Source organism: Mesobacillus maritimus, assembly GCF_023715205.1.
GTDB classification, from domain to species: Bacteria; Bacillota; Bacilli; order Bacillales; family Cytobacillaceae; genus Mesobacillus_B; species Mesobacillus_B maritimus_C.
Genome location: NZ_JAMBNR010000013.1, coordinates 50,773 through 74,401, shown reverse-complemented (window position 1 = coordinate 74,401; position 23,629 = coordinate 50,773). Strand labels below are relative to the sequence as shown.

The 23,629-nt window shown below is 40.7% G+C and carries 17 protein-coding genes and 1 other annotated feature; of the genes, 2 read left to right on the top strand and 15 right to left on the bottom strand.

The window, feature by feature from the left end:
• Positions 1-16: 16 nt before the first annotated feature.
• Together M3182_RS18100 and M3182_RS18095 are read right to left on the bottom strand one after the other, a co-directional pair.
• Positions 17-2,656: a valine--tRNA ligase gene (locus M3182_RS18100; RefSeq protein WP_251559371.1), complete on the bottom strand. Its 2,640-nt coding sequence runs from the start codon at positions 2,654-2,656 to the stop codon at positions 17-19.
• Between the two features lie 87 nt (positions 2,657-2,743).
• Positions 2,744-2,983: a binding site (T-box leader), on the bottom strand.
• 112 nt (positions 2,984-3,095) lie between these two features.
• Positions 3,096-4,418, bottom strand: coding sequence for an O-antigen ligase family protein (locus M3182_RS18095; RefSeq protein WP_251559369.1), 1,323 nt, complete (start codon positions 4,416-4,418; stop codon positions 3,096-3,098).
• Between the two features lie 204 nt (positions 4,419-4,622).
• Between M3182_RS18095 and M3182_RS18090 the strand changes: the two genes are divergently transcribed.
• Entirely contained in the window at positions 4,623-4,814 is a 192-nt protein-coding gene (locus M3182_RS18090) for a YszA family small membrane protein (protein ID WP_251431249.1), read from the top strand.
• Positions 4,815-4,833: 19 nt separating this feature from the next.
• Here M3182_RS18090 and ysxE read toward each other — a convergent pair whose 3' ends face one another.
• From ysxE to hemA, 8 genes are all read right to left on the bottom strand, one after another.
• Positions 4,834-5,895 (bottom strand): spore coat protein YsxE, encoded by a 1,062-nt coding sequence (gene ysxE, locus M3182_RS18085; RefSeq protein WP_251431246.1) that lies wholly within the window; start codon positions 5,893-5,895, stop codon positions 4,834-4,836.
• A gap of 231 nt (positions 5,896-6,126) precedes the next feature.
• Positions 6,127-7,425: a stage VI sporulation protein D gene (gene spoVID, locus M3182_RS18080; RefSeq protein ID WP_251559368.1), complete on the bottom strand. Its 1,299-nt coding sequence runs from the start codon at positions 7,423-7,425 to the stop codon at positions 6,127-6,129.
• Positions 7,426-7,818: 393 nt separating this feature from the next.
• The gene (hemL, locus tag M3182_RS18075; protein WP_251559458.1) at positions 7,819-9,108 is read right to left on the bottom strand and encodes a glutamate-1-semialdehyde 2,1-aminomutase; all 1,290 of its coding nucleotides are present in this window, start codon (positions 9,106-9,108) and stop codon (positions 7,819-7,821) included.
• Between the two features lie 23 nt (positions 9,109-9,131).
• Positions 9,132-10,112 (bottom strand): porphobilinogen synthase, encoded by a 981-nt coding sequence (hemB, locus tag M3182_RS18070; RefSeq protein WP_251559366.1) that lies wholly within the window; start codon positions 10,110-10,112, stop codon positions 9,132-9,134.
• 12 nt (positions 10,113-10,124) lie between these two features.
• Entirely contained in the window at positions 10,125-10,901 is a 777-nt protein-coding gene (locus M3182_RS18065; protein ID WP_251431234.1) for a uroporphyrinogen-III synthase, read from the bottom strand.
• The gene (hemC, locus tag M3182_RS18060) at positions 10,898-11,833 is read right to left on the bottom strand and encodes a hydroxymethylbilane synthase (RefSeq protein WP_251559362.1); all 936 of its coding nucleotides are present in this window, start codon (positions 11,831-11,833) and stop codon (positions 10,898-10,900) included. The genes M3182_RS18065 and hemC overlap by 4 nt, the downstream gene beginning before the upstream one ends.
• Positions 11,834-11,847: 14 nt before the next feature.
• Positions 11,848-12,681 (bottom strand): cytochrome C assembly family protein, encoded by an 834-nt coding sequence (locus tag M3182_RS18055; RefSeq protein WP_251431229.1) that lies wholly within the window; start codon positions 12,679-12,681, stop codon positions 11,848-11,850.
• A 13-nt stretch (positions 12,682-12,694) separates the two neighbouring features.
• Positions 12,695-14,044, bottom strand: coding sequence for a glutamyl-tRNA reductase (gene hemA / locus M3182_RS18050; RefSeq protein ID WP_251431226.1), 1,350 nt, complete (start codon positions 14,042-14,044; stop codon positions 12,695-12,697).
• Positions 14,045-14,321: 277 nt separating this feature from the next.
• Between hemA and M3182_RS18045 the strand changes: the two genes are divergently transcribed.
• Positions 14,322-14,807, top strand: a complete 486-nt coding sequence (locus tag M3182_RS18045; protein WP_251431223.1) for a LiaF transmembrane domain-containing protein — start codon at positions 14,322-14,324, stop codon at positions 14,805-14,807.
• 162 nt (positions 14,808-14,969) lie between these two features.
• On the opposite strand, the gene yihA is transcribed toward M3182_RS18045, so the two are convergent.
• The 5 genes from yihA to tig form a co-directional block, all read right to left on the bottom strand.
• Positions 14,970-15,557 carry a ribosome biogenesis GTP-binding protein YihA/YsxC gene (gene yihA / locus M3182_RS18040; protein ID WP_251431220.1) on the bottom strand — a complete coding sequence of 196 codons (588 nt, stop codon included), beginning with the start codon at positions 15,555-15,557 and terminating at the stop codon, positions 14,970-14,972.
• Entirely contained in the window at positions 15,554-17,875 is a 2,322-nt protein-coding gene (gene lon / locus M3182_RS18035; protein ID WP_251559360.1) for an endopeptidase La, read from the bottom strand. Before lon ends, yihA begins: the two co-directional genes overlap by 4 nt.
• 908 nt (positions 17,876-18,783) lie before the next feature.
• Positions 18,784-20,493, bottom strand: coding sequence for an ATP-dependent protease LonB (gene lonB, locus M3182_RS18030; RefSeq protein WP_251431213.1), 1,710 nt, complete (start codon positions 20,491-20,493; stop codon positions 18,784-18,786).
• 172 nt (positions 20,494-20,665) lie between these two features.
• A complete protein-coding gene (gene clpX, locus M3182_RS18025; protein ID WP_251431210.1) occupies positions 20,666-21,928 on the bottom strand; it encodes an ATP-dependent protease ATP-binding subunit ClpX in 1,263 nt (420 codons plus the stop codon).
• A gap of 371 nt (positions 21,929-22,299) precedes the next feature.
• Complete coding sequence (tig, locus tag M3182_RS18020) at positions 22,300-23,589, bottom strand: trigger factor (protein WP_251431207.1); 1,290 nt, start codon at positions 23,587-23,589, stop codon at positions 22,300-22,302.
• Positions 23,590-23,629 lie beyond the last annotated feature (40 nt).

The window sequence follows — 23,629 nt, the reverse complement described above, 5'->3', positions numbered from 1 at the left end:
CCTTCGCTTTGATTCATTATCCTCTTAGCTCTTGAATTCTTGCTTCAACAGCTGCAAGTTTTTCGCTATAATCCTTCTCTTTTGCACGTTCTTCAGCAATGACCTTTTCAGGCGCTTTTTTCACGAAGCCTTCGTTGCTTAATTTCTTCTGAACGCGTTCTACTTCTTTAATCAGTTTTTCACGTTCTTTGTTTAAGCGTGCAATTTCTTCGTCGATGTTGATTAAGCCTTCAAGTGGAAGGATGATTTCAAGCCCAGTAACTACAGCTGTCATGGCTTTTTCTGGTCCTTCAACATCCGTACCCATTTCCAATGTTTCTGGGTTACAGAAGCGCTCAATGTATGCTGAGTTCTTTTGAATCACTGAAAGGACTTGATCATCTTTCGCTTTAAGAACCATGTTAATTTTCTTGCTTAATGGTGTATTCACCTCGGCACGGATATTACGTACAGAGCGAATGATTTCTACAAGAAGCTTCATTTCTGCTGCCGCTGCTTCATCCGTTAAGCTAGCATCAACCTCTGGCCATTTCGCAACGGTGATGGATTCACCGGAGTGCGGTAGGTTCTGCCAGATTTCTTCGGTGATGAATGGCATGAATGGATGTAATAGACGCATTGTGTTATCTAGTACATAAGCAAGAATCGAGCGAGTTGTTTTCTTCGCTGCTTCGTCTTCTCCGTATAACGGAAGCTTCGCCATTTCGATATACCAGTCACAGAAATCATCCCAGATGAAGTTGTATAGTACCCGGCCAACTTCGCCGAACTCATAGCGATCAGAAAGTCTTGTTACCGTTTCGATTGTTTCATTTAATCTTGTTAAAATCCACTTATCTGCAACAGACTTTTCACCTGATAAATCAATTTCTTCGTATTTGAGACCGTTCATGTTCATCAATGCGAAACGTGAAGCGTTCCAAATTTTATTGGCAAAATTCCAAGTGGATTCCACTTTCTCATAAGAGAAACGTAAATCTTGACCTGGTGAACTTCCAGTTGATAAGAAATATCTTAGAGAATCGGCACCGTATTTTTCAATCACTTCCATTGGATCGACGCCGTTTCCAAGAGATTTACTCATTTTGCGTCCTTCTGCATCACGTACGAGACCGTGAATCAAAACATCTTTGAATGGACGCTCGCCAGTAAATTCAAGGCCTTGGAAAATCATCCGTGATACCCAGAAGAAGATAATATCGTAACCTGTTACAAGTGCTGCAGTTGGATAATAACGCTTGTAATCTTCTGACTCTGTATCCGGCCAGCCCATTGTGGAGAATGGCCATAACGCGGAGCTGAACCATGTATCCAATACGTCATTATCTTGCTCCCAGTTTTCGATATCTGCTGGTGGTTCTTGGTTTACATACACTTCGCCTGTTTCTTTATGATACCAAGCTGGAATTCGATGTCCCCACCAAAGCTGACGAGAAATACACCAGTCACGAATGTTTTCCATCCAATGAAGGTATGTTTTTTCAAAACGTTCAGGAACAAAGTTTACTTTGTCTTCTTTTTGCTGAAGCGCAACCGCTTCGTCAGCAAGTGGCTGCATTTTTACAAACCATTGTGTAGATAGATACGGTTCAACAACGGCGCCACTACGCTCAGAGTGACCAACTGAATGCATATGATCTTCTATTTTAAACAGAATCCCTTCTTCTTGAAGATCTTTTACAATTTGCTTGCGGCACTCGAAACGATCCATACCTTGGTACATACCTGCTCTAGCATTCATTGTGCCATCTTCGTTCATTACTAGGATACGCTCAAGATTGTGACGGTTTCCAATTTCAAAGTCATTCGGGTCATGTGCTGGTGTGATTTTAACGGCACCTGAACCAAATTCCATATCTACATAATCATCGCCAACGATTGGAATTTCGCGGCCAACGATTGGTAGAAGAACGGTTTTCCCAATCAAATGCTTATAGCGTTCATCTTCTGGATGTACCGCAACCGCTGTATCGCCAAGCATGGTTTCCGGACGAGTTGTTGCCACTTCGATATGACCAGATCCATCTGCTAATGGATATTTCATATGGTAAAACGCGCCTTGAACATCTTTGTAAATAACTTCGATGTCGGATAAAGCAGTTTTTGTTGACGGATCCCAGTTGATGATGTATTCACCACGATAGATGAGCCCTTTGTTATATAGGTTCACAAACACTTCACGAACTGCTTTTGAAAGGCCTTCATCAAGGGTGAAACGTTCGCGGCTATAGTCAAGTCCTAAGCCTAGTTTTGACCATTGTTGGCGAATATGCCCAGCATATTCTTCTTTCCACTTCCATGTTTCTTCAACGAATGCTTCACGGCCAAGATCATAACGGCTCTTACCTTCTTCACGAAGCTTAGCTTCTACCTTCGCTTGTGTCGCAATTCCGGCATGGTCCATTCCTGGTAACCAAAGAACGTCGTAACCTTGCATCCGCTTCATTCTTGTTAAAATATCTTGTAACGTTGTATCCCAGGCATGACCTAAGTGCAGCTTTCCGGTTACGTTTGGTGGTGGGATTACGATTGTGTATGGTTGTTTTTCAGCGTCGCTCTTTGCTTCAAAGAACTTGCCGTTGATCCACCAGTCATAACGACCTTTTTCAATGGATGCCGGGTCATATTTCGTTGGCATCGTTAAATTTTCTTCCATGTTCGTTCCTCCTGATCAAGGTTTTGCTTTATAAGTAAAAATTGGGGCTATCCGTTTTTCGGCAAATAAAAAACTCCATTCGCCTAATAAAAGGACGAATGGAGTGCGATTCGCGGTACCACCTTTTTTCCAGTATGAAAGGACACTTCCCTACTGGCTCTCAACAAGATAACGGTTTTCCCGTCTCCTATTACTAAGACACACGTCTGTTCCTAGGAGAAGCTCGAGGGCGACCTTCTAATGGACCACGCTTAGAAAACCTCACAGCAACTGGCTTTCCTCTCTTGAAGCTGGCTTCATTATACTCTTCCCTGTCTATGCTTTAAATAATTTATTTACAATATATTAGATATAGTACCCAAAAAAGGTTCTAGACGTCAATCATGATAACCAAAATTTTTACCTTTAAACCTATTTACTGAATTTTAAAACAAGGAAATCAAGCTGTTTTGGTTAAAACCTCATTTTCATCCTCTTGTTTTTCTTTATTTTTACCAAGAAGATAAATCGAATGCGCTAAGGTCATTCCAAGGAGTGACCAAAAGAATGGCGCCACAGTGACAACACTGATATTAAAAAATGCTTGAGCAAGATAGCCAAATATTGCAGATAGTAAGCCAAAGAGAAAAATCCGGTGTTCATTTTCTGCTTTTTTTGCTGCTTGAAATGCCCTGCGCACCACAATAAATAAGATACTTAGGTATAGAATTAAAGCTGGAATTCCCATTGTTACCGCTATATGTAAATATTCGTTATGTACTTTGTCTACTATCATTTTAGGATTTCCTAGATAGAGTTGCTTTTCTTCCTCGGATGCTGGGAAAACTTCACCCAGAGTATCCGGTCCTGTTCCTAACCAAACATCGTCAGGAATGAGCGTAAGCGATTTTTGCCAAATGAACAATCGTGAAGAGCCTTCATGGCCTGTGCTCTGATTAGAGATCACTTGATAGGAGTCCGAAATAAATGCACTTACTCTCTGTTCATAACTTCCATTTTCAGTAGTATTCACAACAACCACAATAAGTGCGAACGAGGCTAATAAAGTAATCCATTTTTTCCAAAGGGCCTTTCTCCTTAAGACAACAAAGAAAGACAGAAACAGAATTCCACAAAAGACTCCGACCCAGCCACTTCTCGTACCAGAATAAAGCAAAGCAATAAAAGCGAGTGAGGCTGCGGTCCAATTAAAAACTAAGAATTTTTTAGAGTTTACGGTTAAATAAAAGGTAGTCGTAAGCATAATCATTAAGACCCGATAAGAGCCAAAGAAATTAGGATTATCAAAAAACGCATAGCTCCGGTCGTAATTTAGTTTTCCACTGTTTCTAGGTAAAAAATCTATTAAAAAGTGCTGAAGAATTCCGTAAACAGAAACAACTATGGAAATACTCACCATACCATTTAGTATTCGTTTTATTTTCTCTTCATTCAAAAATCGGTATGAAAATAAAAATAAACTAGCATAACAAAAGATTGTTAATAACCCTTCGTACCGTTTTTCAGCCCCATACAGCGATAATTGGGGATTTACAGAGAAGATGGTTGAAAGTACGGCTAATCCGATAAACCCCGCAATTAGCGCTTCCAGCTTAAAATTACGATGTGATAGATTACTAGGTCGATATTTCTGTTTTAATAGAATGAAAAGCCATGCTGCTAAAACAAAGATTTGTAAATATGCCGTTTTGGGCAGAGTATAGTATGGGTTAAATCCCCAAGGATAGATTAACAGCGGGAATAACAATAAAAACCAAAACATCGAAAAAACTCCTTTTGCATTCTGCACAAGTTAAAAAAAGACCGCTTCAGTGACAATATACCTATGACTTTTTTATTATGACATCCCTCCACAATCAGTTCAACCTAATTTTGGAAGAATATAAGTATATATAAGCCCTCTAGGCACCAATTTCCTTCTCTTTTCATACCATAAAAAAAAGCATCCCAAGGGAGGATACCTGTCATGAAGAAACGTTATAATCCCTACTCTTATCCGAAATGGTTGAAAAGCATAAGGGCTGTATGTGCTCAGTTTATGGTTCCAATTAGCGTGTTTCAAGGTATTCGAACGTTGATTTTTCCAACTGGATTTGATGTTTTATTGTTTGCGCTGATTATTTTTTTAGCCGTCGCGATTCACCTGCAAATTATCTAAAAGGAGCCCAAGTGATTACTCAACTTTGGGCTCCTTCTTGTTCTGCTTTTTGTTTGGCTTCCTCGAGTGCCGCTTTTCTTTGGCGCTCAATTTCTTCTAATCTCATTGCCACATATTCTGTATTCTTTAAGTGCCAATAATTGCGTTGAAGCTTTTGTACTTGTTTTCGTTCATCTAATTTCGTCTTTTGCATATGATAGGCCTCCGCTGTTCGTAGCAATCCAGCTGGATAAGCTAGGTAGCTTAGAAACAGCAGGCGTTCATCCTCCTTCAACGGAAAATATCGAAAATACGTACTCACCCATTCGACCGCTTCATCTGATTGTTTCGGTCTTGATTTTAAATAACGAGATAAATAGGGCAAGATGTCATGAATCGGCGAACCGGTTCTAGCTTTTTCAAAATTAATAAAATGGCCATATCCTTTGTCATCATAAAGAAAATGCTCCGTTGATAGATTTCCATGCAGTTGAACCATACGCGCTTTCTTTTGATCCTTCGTCTTCTCCCGCCAGTCTTCCAGCTTTTGTTTGGCAAACCCCATCGCCTGCCGGATGTTGTTGTAATACAAACAAAACAGCAACTGAAACGGCGACATATACCACTCATTCTCGCAAGTTTCAATAAATCCTTCTAAAAATTCTTCATCTTTTTCCCATTGCCGTATCGTTTTTTCATAATGTTCTTCCCGTGCTTCTTGACTGATTTCAAGTTCACGTGAAGAAATCGTGTGCATCCGCGCCAGTTCGCGAAACATTTGCACAGGGCGCTCCGCACGGTCTTCTTTTTCATCATTCGGTAACCAAGGCATCAAATAATACAGATTATTTCGTTCATAAACCGCGTATCGTCCATCTTGAGTCGGATAAATTGGGACAATTCGGTTATAGCCTTTTTGATATAAAAATTGGACCTGGCGGATAAAGTCAATTCCATAATGGGGATCAATTGTTTTTAACGCATACGTACCCGAATTGGCATAAACCTTTTTTATTCTCCCAAACTCCTCGATATAATAAGGCCTAATGTCATAGTTTTTCAGGATATATGCTGTTTCTGCCAGTGCATGATCGTTATTCATCTTTTTCACTCGCTTTCAGAGCAGCCATTCGGTAAAATCCTTCCCTCACTTTTAAAATGAGCTATAGGGTTTTCAGTGTAACGAGTTTACCATTTTCCAAAAGATAAATCGGCTTTATATGCTAACGATGAACAGCCGGAATAAAATTCTGTTAGGCTGCTGTCGTTATAGCCCAAAAAACAGGTGAGCAGGTTTACATAAACCTGCTCTCCCACTCAAGATAACTAGACATTACTTTCCGGCAACATACTCAGCAGGCACATATAACACCTGACCTTCCGAGACGTTTGCATCCAGACCAAGATTATTTAAATTCACTAGTTGCTGGACAGATACTTCATAACGGTCGGCAATTTGTTGGAGCGTATCATCATGCTGGACAATACATACTCTTAGCTTCGCTACCTCTGTTTCTTCTTTTCTAGCCAAAAACTCCGCAATCGAAAGGCCTTTCTTTTTCGAAAACTTTTTACTCTTTGGCTTTTCATCTGATGAGGATGAACTTGAGCTTTCCTCTAGCTCAGTTTCTTCCACTTTTGCTTTTTCATTAATGATTGGCCCCTGTTGCACCACCTCATCTACTTCTGCCTCAGCTCGTTCTTCTAGCGCTAATTCTGATTCAACTGCAGAAACCGGTAACTCAGTTACATTGTTGTGCTGAGCTACTGCTTCACGTTCTTCTACACCCTCCGCCTGCTGTGTAGAAGCAACTGGCTCCTGCTGTTCCTCTTCTTCCTGTGCCTGCCGACTAAGTACTGGTTCAGACTTATTTTCTTCCACTGGTTGCGGCTCCTTTCTCGCCTCTGCTCTAAAAGGCTCATAGAGTCCAGCTGATTCCTGATTTTTCGTTTCTTCTTGTTCCTCAGACTGTGAAACAAAAGAAATTTCCTTATATGGCGGATCTTCCGCATGTTCTGTTTCTTGAGACACAACCTCGACAGGCTCATGTGATGCTTGAGCAGGTGTTTCAATTTCGGCTTGCGTTTCAGTTTCAACTTCTGCTGTAGCAGTTTGACGATAGAGCGGCTCAAGATCAGGAATTTCAACTGGTGAGGCACTTTCTTCTTCCTCTACCTCTACGTCACTTCCATGTTGTTGCTCTCCATACAGGCCTGTAATGGCAAGCTCAGCAGTTAGTTTCATGCTGTTTCGTTCAGGAAAATCATAATCAAAGGACTCAACAGTGATGTCGATTTCATAGATGCTTTGAATCCGGTTTTGCGGAATAGTAATGTCCACTGGGAACTGGTGCCGGAATTCGAGGATTCCCTCTTCTTCCCGTTCCTGAATAGAGTGTACTTGACGTCCATTCAATGGTGAAGAACCTATCTCTTCCTCATCTTGTTCTGGGCATTTATATTCGCCAGTTAACTCTAGCGAACCTTTAATCGTCACATATTGATCGTTTTCTTGGATGGTTATATCTGGATCGAGCGAAATGGAGATAAGCTCTGCGACTTCCTGTCCTCTTTGAAACCAAACGGATTCTTCAAGGGAAAAACGCAGGCATGATTGATTTTCCGTGGACAAAGCGACTCCTCCTTTCATTTCAGACGCATAAAATCACTATGTCACTTACACTTTATGAATGAAAAAAAGGGTTTATGATTAAAATCCTATCTAAAGGAAACTTTAGCCAGCGTGGATATTCGATGAGGGTTCTATATGGTGTGGGAGTCTGGCTGGGATGGTGGCGGTGGCGGTTTACATATTTTCCAGTTTATAGAGTAAATCATCGTTTTTGTAGAGAAAACAATTAGTTTCATAGAGCAACTGGGCCAAAACGTAGAGCAAATCCAAAAAACGTAGAGTAGAGTAACCGACCCGTAAGTCCCCCAAATCACAAATTACCAACAACAGCAACCCCATCCCACACAAAAAACCCACACCTCCTTTCGAAAATGTGGGTTTTCTATCAATTGCTTATCCTTTAAGCCTTGAAAATGCTTTTTCAACAGCACTAATGGTTTTTTGGATGTCTTCGTCACTATGTTCAGTGGACAAGAACAAGCCTTCGAATTGAGATGGTGGCAAGAATACCCCTTCATTTGCCATTTCGCGATAATAGTTCGCAAAATAGTCAAGGTTTGAGGTTTTTGCTTTTTCATAATTGATGACATCTTCGTTTGTGAAAAAGAAGCCGATCATTGAGCCTGCACGGTTGAACGATACTGGGATGTCGTATTTTTCAGCTGCAGCTTTAATGCCCGCTTCAAGCATGTCACCTTTCGTCTTGAACTGCTCATATGTTTCAGGTGTCAATTGTGTCAATGTCTCGTATCCAGCCGTCATTGCTAGTGGGTTCCCAGACAATGTTCCTGCTTGATAAATTGACCCACTTGGAGCGATTTGTTCCATGATTTCACGCTTTCCACCAAATGCACCAACTGGAAGGCCGCCACCGATTACTTTTCCTAGGCAAGTTATATCCGGTGTCACACCGAAATGACCTTGCGCACAGTTATAACCTACGCGGAAGCCTGTCATGACTTCATCAAAAATCAATAAAGAACCATGTTCGCTTGTAACCTCACGCAAACCTTCTAAGAAACCTGGAAGCGGTGGAACTACGCCCATATTCCCTGCTACCGGCTCTACAATGACAGCAGCAATATCGTCGCCGTATTGTTCGAACGCGTAACGCACGCTCTCAAGATCGTTGTATGGTACCGTAATTGTATTTTTAGCAATACTCTCAGGAACTCCCGGGCTATCCGGTAAACCTAACGTAGCGACCCCAGAACCGGCTTTAATCAGCAAGGAATCTCCATGACCATGATAACAACCTTCAAATTTAAGGATTTTATTACGGCTTGTATAGCCACGTGCTAAACGAAGTGCACTCATCGTTGCTTCTGTACCAGAAGAAACCATGCGTACAACTTCGATGGAAGGCACACGTTCAATTACGAGCTCAGCCATTTTTGTTTCCATTTCAGTTGGTGCACCAAAGCTTGTGCCATTTTCAGCAACTTTTTTAAGCGCCTCAACCACACGGTCGTTAGAATGACCAAGAATTAGCGGTCCCCATGAAAGGACATAGTCGATATATTCATTGCCATCGATATCATAGATTTTTGAGCCTTTTCCTCTTTCCATAAAAATCGGGTCCATATTGACCGATTTAAACGCACGAACAGGGCTGTTAACGCCGCCAGGCATTAAGTTTTTTGCTTGTTCAAATGCTGCAATGGATTTTTCATATGATCGCATCAAGTACTCCCTCTTTTCAGGTTTTATTGTTTTTTCAGCCAACGAGCTGCATCTTTTGCATGGTAAGTGATGATTAAATCTGCACCGGCACGCTTCATTCCTGTTAGCATTTCCATAACCACTGCTTTTTCATCAATCCAATCGTTTTGTGCCGCAGCTTTCACCATGGAATATTCACCGCTCACATTGTAAATCACTACTGGAAGGTTATAATTGTTTTTCACATCACGAACGATATCAAGGTAAGGCATTCCTGGTTTCACAATCAGGAAGTCTGCTCCTTCCTTCACATCAGACTCTGCCTCGCGCATCGCTTCTAGGCGATTGGCTGGGTCCATTTGATACGTTTTCCGGTCACCAAATTGCGGTGTGCTATCAGCGGCATCACGGAACGGTCCGTAAAAGGCTGAAGCATATTTAACTGCATAAGACATCACAGGGATGTTTTCAAAACCTGCTTCATCCAATCCAGCGCGGATCGCTGCCACAAAACCGTCCATCATATTAGATGGAGCGATAATGTCTGCGCCAGCCTCAGCTTGACTCACAGCGGTTTTAACCAATAATTCTAGCGAAGAATCATTGTCAACATCGCCATTTTCAATTAAGCCACAATGACCATGGTCTGTGTATTCACAAAGACAAGTATCCGCAACCACAATCATTTCAGGGTAATGCTCTTTTATGTAGCGTGTAGCCACTTGGACAATCCCGTGATCATGATACGCTTCTGTTCCACAGGCATCTTTTTCATCTGGAATTCCAAACAGCAATACAGATTTAATTCCAAGACTAACGATTTCATCCATTTCCGTCTTTAAATTATCCATCGAAACCCGGAATACTCCAGGCATTGAACGAACTTCTTCACGCTTGTTTTCTCCTTCAAGGATAAACAGCGGATAAATTAAATCTTCAAGACGCAAAAAGTTTTCGCGTACTAATGAACGTAAAGAAGCACTAGTACGTAAACGACGGTGACGTGAGAACTCCAATTGACTCATATTCAAACTCTCCTATTCTTTTACGTGGTTTAAATAGTGAACGACACTCTTCATCATTTCCTCAACCGTATAAGTTGATGGACATGCATGTACAGGTAGTCCATATTCTTCGGCTTTCTTTTGCGAGATTGGGCCAATACAAGCAATAGTACAATCTTCTAGTTTCGATTCTAACTGATAGTCTTTGACTATGTTCATGAAATGATCAATCGTCGAAGGACTTGTAAACGTGAGAATTTCAAGCTTATCTTCAGCTAACATTTGCGCAAGCATGCTGCGACTATTTTCTGGCATATATGTTTCATAGATGATGATTTCATCCACGATTACACCTTGCTTTTTTAACGCAGAAGCAATATAGTCTCGTGCTAAATTCCCTTTTGGGATTAACACTCGCATTCCTTTTGAGACATGTGGAAGAAACTCTTTTACAAACCCTTCCGCTACATACTCTTGAGGGGTAAAACGAACGTGAAAGTTTTGCTGTTCCAGCGTTTCTCGCGTTTTCTCCCCAATGACAGCAATCCTCGGGAAATCTCCTCCCGCTTGATAGCGCGCTAGAAACGTTTCAACCGTGACATTACTTGTAAACACAATCCAATCATAGGTATGTAACTCTTTTAATACAGCATCTAACTCCGCAGATTCAGGAACAGGGCGAAAAGCAATCAGAGGGATCTCAACCGGAATCCCTCCAAGCTTTTTAACTAATTCTGAAAAAGATTTTGCCTGTTTTGCTCCTCTAGCTATTAATACATGCTTATTTTGTAGCGGAGGAGCCGAAATCATTCTGAGTCCAACTCCTGTTTCACTTCATCAATTAATTTTTTCGCACCTTGTTTTGTTAATTCAGCGGCCGCACGCTCACCCACTTCGATTGGGTCCGAACCTGTTGTCATTTCTTTGTAAATGACTTTTCCGTCTGGTGAACCAACAAGTGCCGTTAATTCGATTTCATTTTTACTATTCATCGTTGCATAGCCTGCAATCGGTACCTGGCAACCACCTTCCATTTTAGCAAGGAAAGCTCGTTCCGCATAAACAGTTGATGCCGTTTGTTGACAAGTGAACTTTTCCAGCCATTCTAAAAGTTCTTTGTCATCTTCACGACATTCGATGGCTAACGCACCTTGGCCAACTGCTGGAACACAAAGATCTGGGTCAATAAATTCAGAAACCGTTTCCTGAGCCCAACCCATGCGCTTTAACCCTGATGCAGCAAGAATAATCGCATCATATTCACCAGATTTAAGCTTCTCCATCCGTGTATCAATGTTGCCGCGAATCCATTTAATTTCTAAATCGGGACGTTCGGAAAGAATCTGTGCACTTCGACGCAAACTGCTTGTTCCAACCACTGCACCACTAGGCAACTCGGATAGTGAAAGGTTTCCCTTTGAAATCAGTACATCACGTGCGTCTTCTCGTTCCGGAATTGAACCAATCATAAGACCTTCTGGAAGAACGGCAGGCATATCCTTCATGCTGTGAACCGCTATATCAATCCGCTTGTCGTACATTGCTTGTTCAATTTCTTTAACAAACAAGCCTTTCCCACCAACCTTTGAGAGGGTAACATCGAGGATTTTGTCGCCTTTGGTCACAATCTCTTCGACACGAAATTCAAATGGTGCTCCTAGTGCTTTTAACTGGTTGATAACCCAGTTGGTTTGCGTTAATGCTAGCTTACTACGTCTTGATCCTACTATGATTGTTCTCATGAAGAGCCTCCTTATTACTCATACCAGAAATGGAAAGATGATAATTGACCAAATAAAAAAAAGTTTATTAATACGATTAAAAACGAACCAATATTCCAAAGTGCGAGCGCCTTGCCTTGTTTTCCGAGGCCGACGCGCATATATAAATAGGTGCTAAATCCTGCTAATACGATGAATGAACCGATTACCTTTGAATCAAACCAGACAAAATCGTGAATTTTAATCCAAGCCCACTGTAAACCTAAAATCAGACTTAATAAAAGAAGTGGGACTCCAATGACATTTAAAACATACGACATTTTCTCTAGTCTCGTTAAATCCGTAATTCTCCACAATAACTTCCCCCATTTCTTTCGCTTCAATAGCTCATATTGCAAGATATAGAGCAATGAAAATACAAAAGAAATAGAGAAAGCCCCATATGATAAAATCGCCATCACGATATGAATTAGCAGCAACTCCGAAACTAGCTGGTCCGAAATAACATTGGACTCATTGTGTGGCGGAGCGAATGTATGTATCGCCATGATGATAAACCCAAGCATATTCGTAAAGAATACGATAAAATCGACCTTCATCAACCTATTTATAATCAGTGACAAACTGATTAGAACCCATGTATAAAAATAGAGCCCCTCAAATAAGGATAAGACAGGGAAACGCCCCGTTTCATACATATAACCAATTAGGAAAAGCGTTTGCAAAAGCCATACAAATGCAAGTAACCAGAAGGCAATTTGGTTTGCCTTCCGGTTACGGTTAAGGAAGTCAATAAAATATAAAAAGACACTTGCTGCATAAATGACAATGGTTAACTCATGCAAGCGGGTGATAAAAAGCTCAGACATGGCAAAACCTCACTTACGATTGAAAAGAAGCTCGAGGAACCTTCTGCACAACCGTCTGCTTCTCATCGACTGTTTTCAAACCCTTTTGTTCCGCCACCTGATTCTCGATATTAAAGATTTTCACAAAGAGATCAAGCGCTTCTTCTGAATCCTTCATTGAAGGAATTTCCTTCGCAAGTAGAATCGGATCTTTTAGAAACTGATTAATGATGCTCTTAGTATGCTTATTTAACACCTTGATATCACGCTCAGAAAGATGCGGCAGCTTACGTTCAATACTGCTCATCGTTTCTTTTTGGATGACAAGTGCTTTATCACGAAGTGCAGAGATTACAGGAACAACGCCAAGGGTATTCAGCCATTGTTTAAATAAAACAATTTCCTCTTCAATGTCTAACATAATTTTCTCAGCAGCTTTTTTCCGCTCTTGAAGGTTCGCCTCTACAATTCCTTCAAGGTCATCAATATCATATAGGAATGTATTTTCAAGATCTGCAATGGCAGGATCCAAGTCACGAGGCACGGCAATATCAACCATAAATAGTGGCTTTCCTTTTCGCAAGCTATTTACCGTTGACATCATATCTTTAGTGACAACAAAGTCCTTCGCACCAGTAGAACTAATCAAAATATCCGCTTCCACGAGCGCACATTGAAGTTCTTTCAATGTCTTTGCTTCACCAGCAAAGCGATTCGCTAAATCCTCAGCCTTCTGATACGTACGGTTAATCACTGTGACCTTTTCTGCACCGTTGGCATGAAGGTTTTGGATCGCAAGTTCACCCATTTTCCCTGCTCCAAGAATAAGAACATGTTTGTTGTCTAACGAACCAAAAATTTTCTTTGCCAATTCTACGGCTGCATAACTAATGGACACCGCATTCGCTCCGATGTCTGTTTCAGAATGACCACGTTTCGCAATCGTAATAGCTTGTTTAAACAGATGATTAAATACTGTCCCTGTGGTCTTTTCTTCTTGTCCGATAAAAAAGCTTGAACGCACTTGCCCAAGGATTTGAGTCTCCCCAAGGACCATGGAATCCAATCCACATGCGACTTTAAATAAATGTTCCACTGCTCCGTCTTGTTCATAAGCAAATAAGTATGGAGAGAACTCCGCTTGCTCAATCCCAAACCATTCAGCTAAAAACTCTTTTATATAATAACGACCTGTGTGAAGCTGATCGACTACAGCATAGATTTCTGTACGGTTACAGGTTGATATGATGATATTTTCTAGAATGCTCTTCTTGTTTTGAAGCGTCTGCATGGCATCCTTTAAATTATTCTCATCAAACGTTAACCTTTCCCTAATTTCAACAGGTGCTGTACGATAGTTTAGGCCAACGACCATGATATGCATTGTAACTCGACACCCCCAAACAAAAAATGACACCTTTATTTTTTCATCTAAATTTCATTATAACATCTAAGTAATTAATAAACTTTTAATAAATGTGAACATCCTTTGAAAACTGTCTAGCAAATCCTACCAGCTTAATTCACTGAAAAGCATTGCCAGAATAATGATGATTCTGGTTAAATAATAAGATGAACACGTTACAAAAAGTTCTAGTCCATATGTACCGTATCAAAATTTCGACATAAATTCAAGTAAGGCAAACCGAAGGCGGTGAATTATGAAAAATCAAAACATCATTCCAGGAATCATTTTAATTGGTTTTGGAATATATTATTATTTTCAACAAATCGACCTTGTACTTTTTGAGCAGTTTTTTTCATGGCCGACCTTAATGGCCATTGTTGGAATTGCCTTTTTGGTTCATGGTTATCGTGGGAAAGTTTTTGACTCCATCCTACCCGGTGTCATTCTTTTTGGTTTTGGTGTACATCTACATATTGTGAACCATCTTGAGGTCTGGCCTGACCACTTAGGAGCCTTTATTTTAATTATAGCTCTCGCGTTTCTTCTCCGTTACCAAAAAACAGGAGCAGGATTGTTTCACGGCATCCTCTTTCTTATCCTTGCCGCACTCTTGTTATTTTATGACCAAATTACCCTTTTTCTAGAAACAACGGAAAGCGGCGTAGCTGCCCTATGGAATTTCTGGCCAATTGCTCTCGTGCTCATCGGAATTTATTTATTGTTTTTTAAAAGGAAATAGAATTATAAAGACTTCTAAAACAAACAAAAAACCTGATGCACGTTAGCATCAGGTTTTTTGTTATATATAAAGTAATTTGAAGCTATAGATCCAACATTATTAGAAAAACGTCCAACCTATGAAATAGCTTGAAACACGTTAAAATCTACAAAAACTATCTTGTTATCTGTTCATATAAGCCTGAAGGATGTTCCATGCTTTATCTTTTCCTTCACCTGTTTCAGATGAGAATAGAATTAATTCATCTTCTGGATCAAACTCAAGCGTTTCTTTTGCGATTTTAATATGTTTTTGCCATTTCGATTTTGGAATTTTATCCGCTTTGGTCGCAACGATTATGACCGGAATTTCGTAATACTTCAGAAAATCATACATCATTTTATCATCCGCTGATGGTGGATGACGTAAATCAACAAGCTGAATCACAGCTTTCAATTGTTCCCTAGATGTGATGTACGTTTCAATCATCTTTCCCCATGCTTCACGCTCTTTTTTCGAAACCTTCGCATAACCATAACCAGGAACATCGACAAAATAGACCATTTCGTTAATTAAAAAGAAATTCAATGTTTGTGTTTTCCCTGGTTTCGAAGAGGTTCTCGCTAACGCTTTGCGATTGAGCATTTTATTGATGAAAGAAGACTTGCCGACGTTGGAACGGCCGGCAAGTGCAAACTCTGGTAAGTCTCCTTCAGGATATTGCTCTGGTCGAACTGCACTAATAATAATTTCTGCTGATGTTACTTTCATTGACGAACTCCTTCGGCAAGAGCATGTTTCAGAACTTCATCCACATGTGAGACAAGCACAAATTCCAGCTGGTCCCGAACACTTTCAGGAATATCATCAATATCCTTCTCATTGTCTTTCGGTAGAATTATTTTCGTTAAACCTGCTCTATGCGCACTTAATGTTTTTTCTTTTAAACCGCCGATTGGAAGGACCCGACCACGCAACGTGATTTCTCCTGTCATCCCTACTTCACGACGAATCGGTCTGCCAGATAGAGCTGAAACGAGCGCTGTTGCAATCGTAATCCCTGCGGATGGACCATCCTTAGGCGTTGCTCCTTCAGGAACATGAATATGAATATCCAACTTTTCATGGAAATCTTCATCAATGCCAAGTTCTTTCGTTTTTGAACGAACATAACTAAACGCAGCTTGCGCCGATTCTTTCATGACATCGCCTAATTTTCCGGTAAGCACCAATTTCCCTTTCCCTGGAGAAAGCGAAACCTCGATTTGCAACGTGTCGCCTCCGACCGTTGTATAGGCGAGACCAGTCGCTACCCCTACCTGGTCTTCTAGCTCTGCTTCTCCATAGCGGAATCGAGGCTTTCCAAGGAAATCCACGACATTCTTTTCACTAATTACAACCCGCTTTTTCTCTTCAGAAACAATGATGCGCGCCGTTTTACGGCAAATCGTAGCAAGTTGCCGTTCTAAGGAACGGACTCCCGCTTCACGCGTATAACGACGAATGATTTCCATTAAAGCCTCTTCACGGATCTGCAATTGTGCTTTTGATAAACCATGATCTTTCGCCTGTCTTGGCAATAAATGATCTTTGGCAATATGCACTTTCTCAATCTCGGTATAACCAGCAATCGTAATGATTTCCATTCGGTCAAGCAATGGACCAGGAACCGTACCTAGATTATTAGCCGTTGCGATGAACATTACATTCGATAAATCATAGGTTTCTTCAATATAATGATCGCTAAAATTGTGATTTTGTTCAGGATCCAATACCTCAAGCATTGCCGAAGAAGGATCACCTCGGAAATCGCTGGACATTTTATCGATTTCATCTAAAAGAAAGACAGGGTTGACTGTTCCTGCTTTTTTCATACCTTGAATAATTCGACCAGGCATTGCCCCTACATATGTCCGACGATGACCGCGAATTTCAGATTCATCCCGTACCCCACCAAGAGAAATACGGACAAAGTTGCGGTTTAACGATTTGGCAATGCTTTTCGCCAAACTCGTTTTCCCCACCCCTGGAGGTCCTGCTAAGCATAGGATTGGTCCTCTTAGAGAATTCGTTAGCTTTTGAACCGCTAAATATTCTAGGACACGTTCTTTTACTTTTTCTAAGCCGTAATGTTCCTCGTTTAAAATATCTTCTGCTTTTTTAATATTTAAATCATCATCTGTCGCGTTAGACCACGGTAAAGCAACGAGCCAATCAATGTAGTTGCGGATAACGGCGCTTTCTGCTGAAGTTGCTGGTACTTTCTCATAGCGATCAAGCTCTTTCATCGCTGTTTCTTTTACATGATCCGGCATGCCAGCTTTTTCAATTTTCTCAGTTAACTCCGCTATTTCTCCTGTTTTGCCTTCTTTGTCACCAAGTTCTTTTTGAATGGCTTTCATTTGTTCGCGAAGATAATATTCTTTCTGCGTTCTTTCCATGGAACGTTTTACGCGTTGACCGATTTTCTTTTCGAGATTTAGTACTTCTTTCTCGTTATGAATAATTTCGATCACACGGTTCATACGCTCTTTTTCATCTAGGATTTCCAAGATCTCCTGCTTCTCCTTGAGTTTCAGAGGCAAGTGTGAAGAGATAATGTCAGCCATTCTCCCTGGTTCTTCAATATCCGTTACAGATGAATAGGTTTCAGCTGAAATTTTCTTAGACATTTTTATGTACTGTTCAAAATACTCGAGCATCGTTCTCATTAATGCTTCATCTTCAACATCTTTTGTATCGCGATCCTCGTATGTTTTCAATGTAGCAGAAAAGGAATCTTCCTCATCAATGAACTCAATGATTTCTGCACGTTTTAAACCTTCCACAAGAACACGAATTGTTCCATTTGGAAGTTTCAACATTTGCTTGACCTTTGTCAGAGTTCCCATTTTATATAGGTCTTCTTCCGTCGGTTCGTCAATCGAGACATCTTTCTGCGTGGTCAGAAAAATCAAATGATCTTCTACCATCGCTTTTTCTAAAGCCTGAACAGATTTATCACGACCAACATCGAGATGTAAGACCATTGTCGGATAAACCAAAAGGCCCCGAAGCGGTAGTAATGGGACGGTAATACTTTCCCCCATGTTAAGCACCTCCACATGTATCCTTAGTACATGGATTCTTTGTTCAATTTTATCTTATTTGCCTTCGAGTGTCTAATGACAAGAGTTTGAAGACTTTTCCCAATGTTTATTGTCCTTTACTAGTATCCGATATCCCTGTTAAAAATATGTCAGAGTTTCGTCTTTTATCTCAGCCGTTTTGACTTCTTATTGTTTAAAAGACCGGATGGTAATCTTCAATAAATCAGAGGGAGTATGATTTTATCACCAATTTGTGATTAAGACATTCTTTTTGCTTCGAGAGGGGGATCCTTTATATGATGTCTTTTCTGCTGGGCACTTTGCTCTCCTCTGTTTTTGGAAAGCTAGATAAGATACCTCTTGCGTTACCTTTTTTCCTGTCCTCCTCGTATTTTGGGATGCTAGCTCACGCTTTTTTTCGTTTCCTACCAACACACTTTTCATGCCCCACGAACCCTAAAAACACCCTTTGTCGCAAACCAACGTTTATTTGTTCTCCGCGAAACTTTCATGTAACACCTTTTCTACTAGCCAACGCTTTTGGGTGCTCCATGAAATTTTCATGCGACACTTTTTCTTCTTCCATCCATCATCCCGCGCTCCATGAACCCTTCATGCGACACTTTTTCCTCTTCCATCACTCTTTTCGCGTTCCATGAAATTTTCATGCGACACCTTTTCCTCTTCCATACTCTTTTCGCGCTCCATGAACCCTTCATGCGGCACTTTTTCCTCTTCCATCCATCATCCCGCGTTCCATGAACCCTTCATACTACACTTTTTCTTCTTCCATCCATCATCCCGCGCTCCTTGACTACCCCTTCCCCAATCTTCTATCCCCTAATCCTAGCAACACACACATAAAAAAGTTCCGACCTCAATCAACGAGTCGGAACTTAGAAACCTTATTAAACACTTTCTTTTTTATCTTCTAATTCAGACGCTGCCGATAACATTTTATTTCGATGTTCTAATTCTGCAGAGGCTAGGATTTCCTCTTTATTGGAAGGCTCTCGAACGAGTGCTAAATCGAAGACTTCAGATAGATGCGAAACTGGGATAATCTCAATATCCTTGATTTCGTTTAGAATAGATTGGACATTGTCTTTTGGAATGATGACACGTTTAGCGCCAGCTTTTTTCGCAGCTTCGACCTTTGGATAAACGCCACCGATTGGTTTTACATTGCCGTGAATACTAATTTCACCAGTCATTGCGACAGTATGATCGGTTGGAATTTCATAGATGGCTGAGTAAATACCAGTCGCCATTGCAATTCCGGCAGACGGTCCGTCAATCGGTACGCCACCTGGGAAGTTAACATGAATGTCATACTCATCAGCTGGGACACCCATTGAACGCAGCACCGTAATGACGTTTTCAATCGATCCCCTTGCCATACTTTTCCGTCTGATGGATTTCCCTTGACCACCGATGCTTTCTTCCTCGACGATGCCAGTTATATTGATGCTACCTTTTTCTTTTGCCTTAATAACGGTAACTTCAATTTCCAGCAATGCTCCTGTATTCGGCCCATGAACGGCTAGTCCATTCACTAGACCCACCGTAGCCTTTTCATTAATTTTCCGTTCCATTCTTGGAGTCAGCTGACTGGAATGCACTACCCACTCAACTTCTTCTTCCTTGATATAATCACGGTCTTCTGTGATGGCTAAACCAGCGGCAATTTGAACCATATTCACTGCTTCACGACCGTTTCGACAATAGGAAGCCAATACCTGTATAGCTTCATCGCTGATGTTTAAATTCACCTTCTCAGCCGCATTTCTTGCCACTTCCGAAATTTCTTCTTGTGTTAACTCTCTAAAGAAAACCTCCATACAACGCGAGCGAATCGCAGGCGGTATTTCACTCGGGGTTCTTGTAGTTGCCCCGACCAAACGGAAATCCGCTGGCAAACCATTTTTAAAAATATCATGGATATGCGTAGGGATTTGAGTGTTTTCTTCATTATAATAAGCACTTTCAAGAAATACTTTTCGATCCTCGAGAACTTTTAACAATTTGTTCATTTGGATATGATGAAGCTCACCAATTTCATCAATAAAAAGAACGCCACCATGAGCATTTGTAACCGCCCCCTGTTTTGGCTGTGGAATCCCCGCTTGGCCCATTGCTCCAGCACCTTGATAAATCGGGTCATGGACTGAACCAATCAATGGGTCTGCGATTCCCCGTTCATCAAAGCGAGCTGTCGTGGCATCCAGCTCAACAAAAACAGAAGAAGATTTAAATGGGGATTTCTGATTCTTTTTCGCTTCTTCTAGGACAAGCCGTGCTGCGGCTGTTTTCCCTACTCCCGGAGGACCGTAAATAATCACATGCTGCGGATTTGGACCACAAAGTGCCGCCTTTAAGGCTTTAATCCCGTCTTCTTGCCCCACAATATCTTCAAAACTAGTCGGTCTTACCTTTTCAGCTAGTGGTTCACTAAGAGAGATGGATCGCATCTTTCGCAATTGTTCCATTTCCTTTTTCGATTCACGATCTATTGACACTTTTTGTGTTCGTTGGTTTTTTAGTAAGTTCCAGAAATACAGCCCTATGATGATTCCAAAGAAAAGCTGTACGAATATTGCAATCCCCGTCCAACTCAAAACAGATTCCCTCCTGACTTAATGCTAATGCTTTCCCTTAGTATCTCCTGCAATGAGTTGGAATAAACAAGAATTCATGTCAAAAATAACATCCCCTCAGAAAATATCTAGTCAAAAAAATTTTCATAAAAAGCAAAAAACCTGACATCTAAAATGTCAGGTTTCTTGTTCATTATGCTGAATTGCGTTCTCCATTATCAACAGATCCATCTTCTAGCACAAGTTGTGGTGGGCTCACTTGTAGGACTGTATCCTTTGTAATAATACACTTAACAATGTCTTCTCTTGAAGGAAGATCGAACATTACATCTAACATAATGCCTTCAATAATGGAACGAAGTCCACGAGCACCTGTTTTACGCTCAATCGCTAATTTGGCAATTTCAACAAGAGCGTCATCTTCAAATTCAAGCTCAACATCATCGAGCTCAAGCATCTTCTGATATTGCTTCACTAGCGCATTCTTTGGCTTCGTTAAAATTTCTACCAGTGCATCTTCATCTAACTGATTTAAGCTCGCAGTAACAGGTAGACGACCGATAAATTCTGGGATTAGTCCAAAACGTAATAAGTCTTCAGGAAGAACCTTAACAAGAAGGTCTTTATCCTCGATATCTTCTTTCTTCTGATCGGAGCCAAAGCCAATGACTTTTTGACCTAGACGGCGCTTGATAATCTGTTCGATTCCATCAAACGCACCACCGCAGATAAACAAGATATTGCCGGTATCGATTTGGATAAATTCTTGATGAGGGTGCTTACGACCACCTTGTGGAGGAACGCTTGCTACTGTACCTTCAAGAATCTTCAACAATGCTTGCTGAACACCTTCACCGGAAACATCACGAGTAATCGATGGATTCTCGGACTTTCTAGCAATTTTGTCGATTTCATCAATGTAGATAATCCCTTTTTCTGCTTTTTCTACATCGTAATCAGCGGCTTGGATTAATTTAAGAAGAATGTTTTCAACATCTTCCCCTACGTATCCTGCTTCTGTTAACGACGTTGCATCAGCAATCGCAAATGGAACATTCAAGATTCGCGCTAACGTTTGAGCAAGAAGCGTTTTCCCACTACCAGTTGGCCCAATCATGACGATATTACTTTTAGCTAGTTCGACATCATCAATTTTACTGTTCGAATTGATTCGCTTGTAATGGTTATAGACCGCAACAGAAAGATTTTTCTTTGCTTGGTCTTGCCCGATTACATATTCGTCTAAAATTTCACGAATTTCACGTGGCTTTGGTACATCTTTAAACTCAACTTCTTCTTCAGTGCCTAATTCTTCTTCGACGATTTCAGTACATAGCTCGATACACTCATCACATATATATACACCTGGTCCTGCAACGAGTTTACGGACTTGATCCTGAGTCTTGCCGCAGAAAGAACATTTCAACTGCCCTTTTTCATCATTAAATTTGAACAAAATTTTTCACCCCTTAGAAACTTCTGAACCATATATCAAGTAGCGGATCATAAGCGAACGTGCAATTTGGCCATTAATAAAAACGATTTATTACGATTATGTACTGCATTGTATCACACTTTTCCAAAATACAGGAAATAATAATACTTAGCGTGGAAAGATTGTGAAAAAACTGATCCGCAAAAATAATATGTACTCAACTAAGCTTAACCAAAATTGAGCCGATTCAACCAGCTGTTCGCTAATTACCATGAAATTTCAGAATCAGACCTCCGCTAGTCCTCCATGGCTATGGCTATGTAAAATCCCTCATGATGGTACAAAACAAGGCACGAATATTTCGCGCCTTGTTTCTATTCTAGTTATTTCTATTATGCAACAGTTTTACTGTTTTCCACAAGGAATTCGACTGCTTTTTTTACTTTTAGATCACCTTTAATTGCATCAAGGTTTCCACCAAGAGCAGCTTTAATTTGATCTACAGTCATATTATATGCAGAAGACATGTTTTCTAGTTCTGCATTTACATCTTCTTCTGTTACTTCGATGTTTTCAGCTTGAGCAATTGCTTCTAGAGTTAAGTTCACACGTACACGCTTCCCAGCATCTTCTTGCATTTGCGCACGAAGAGCAGCTTCATCTTGTCCAGAGAACTGGAAGTAAAGCTCAAGGTTCATCCCTTGCATTTGAAGACGTTGTTCGAACTCGCTAACCATACGGTCAACTTCGCTTTCAACCATTACTTCAGGGATATCGATTTCAGCGTTTTCTGCTGCTTTTTCAACAAGAGTGTCTTGTACATGGTGCTCTTTTTGATGTTCTTTATCATGCTTCAAACGATTTTTTGTTTTTTCTTTCAACGCTTCAAGAGTTTCAACTTCTTCGTCAACGTCTTTTGCGAACTCATCGTCAAGCTCAGGAAGTTCTTTGCCTTTTACTTCATGAACTTTCACTTTGAATACTGCAGGCTTACCAGCAAGTTCAGCTGCATGGTATTCTTCAGGGAATGTTACTTCAACGTCTTTTTCTTCTCCAGCTTTTACACCTACAAGTTTTTCTTCAAAACCTGGGATGAAGCTTCCAGAACCTAGTTCTAGAGAGTGGTTTTCAGCTTGTCCACCTTCGAAAGCTACGCCATCAACGAAACCTTCAAAGTCGATCACAACTGTATCACCATTTTCTGCTGCAGTGTCTTCTTTTACAACTAGTTCAGCATGACGCTCTTGAAGAGTTTTTAATTCTGCTTCTACTTCTTCGTCTGTAACTTCAGTATCAAACGCTTCTACTTCAAGGCCTTTGTACTCGCCAAGCTTCACTTCAGGCTTAACTGTTACAGTTGCCTTGAAGACTAGGCTCTTACCTTTTTCGATTTGTTCAACATCGATTTCAGGACGATCAACTGGCTCGATTCCAGTTTCATCAATTGCGTTTGAGTATGCTTCTGGAAGAAGAATATCAATAGCATCTTGATAAAGTGATTCTACACCAAAACGCTTTTCAAACATTTGGCGAGGCATTTTTCCTTTACGGAAACCAGGTACACTGATTGTTTTAACAACTTTTTTAAATGCAGCGTCTAAACCTTCGTTAAACTTGTCTGCATCAACTTCGAATGTTAGAACCCCTTGGTTCCCTTCTTGTTTTTCCCATTTTGCTGACATACATTTCCCTCCAACAAATCTATTATCATGACCATTACGG

What these genes read in the sequence shown, in the direction of transcription:
- M3182_RS18100 (WP_251559371.1), bottom strand. Translation starts at nt 2,656, where the DNA reads ATGGAAGAAAATTTAACGATGCCAACGAAATATGACCCGGCATCCATT.
- M3182_RS18095 (WP_251559369.1), bottom strand. Translation starts at nt 4,418, where the DNA reads ATGTTTTGGTTTTTATTGTTATTCCCGCTGTTAATCTATCCTTGGGGA.
- M3182_RS18090 (WP_251431249.1), top strand. Translation starts at nt 4,623, where the DNA reads ATGAAGAAACGTTATAATCCCTACTCTTATCCGAAATGGTTGAAAAGC.
- ysxE (WP_251431246.1), bottom strand. Translation starts at nt 5,895, where the DNA reads ATGAATAACGATCATGCACTGGCAGAAACAGCATATATCCTGAAAAAC.
- hemL (WP_251559458.1), bottom strand. Translation starts at nt 9,108, where the DNA reads ATGCGATCATATGAAAAATCCATTGCAGCATTTGAACAAGCAAAAAAC.
- hemB (WP_251559366.1), bottom strand. Translation starts at nt 10,112, where the DNA reads ATGAGTCAATTGGAGTTCTCACGTCACCGTCGTTTACGTACTAGTGCT.
- M3182_RS18065 (WP_251431234.1), bottom strand. Translation starts at nt 10,901, where the DNA reads ATGATTTCGGCTCCTCCGCTACAAAATAAGCATGTATTAATAGCTAGA.
- hemC (WP_251559362.1), bottom strand. Translation starts at nt 11,833, where the DNA reads ATGAGAACAATCATAGTAGGATCAAGACGTAGTAAGCTAGCATTAACG.
- M3182_RS18055 (WP_251431229.1), bottom strand. Translation starts at nt 12,681, where the DNA reads ATGTCTGAGCTTTTTATCACCCGCTTGCATGAGTTAACCATTGTCATT.
- hemA (WP_251431226.1), bottom strand. Translation starts at nt 14,044, where the DNA reads ATGCATATCATGGTCGTTGGCCTAAACTATCGTACAGCACCTGTTGAA.
- M3182_RS18045 (WP_251431223.1), top strand. Translation starts at nt 14,322, where the DNA reads ATGAAAAATCAAAACATCATTCCAGGAATCATTTTAATTGGTTTTGGA.
- yihA (WP_251431220.1), bottom strand. Translation starts at nt 15,557, where the DNA reads ATGAAAGTAACATCAGCAGAAATTATTATTAGTGCAGTTCGACCAGAG.
- lon (WP_251559360.1), bottom strand. Translation starts at nt 17,875, where the DNA reads ATGGGGGAAAGTATTACCGTCCCATTACTACCGCTTCGGGGCCTTTTG.
- tig (WP_251431207.1), bottom strand. Translation starts at nt 23,589, where the DNA reads ATGTCAGCAAAATGGGAAAAACAAGAAGGGAACCAAGGGGTTCTAACA.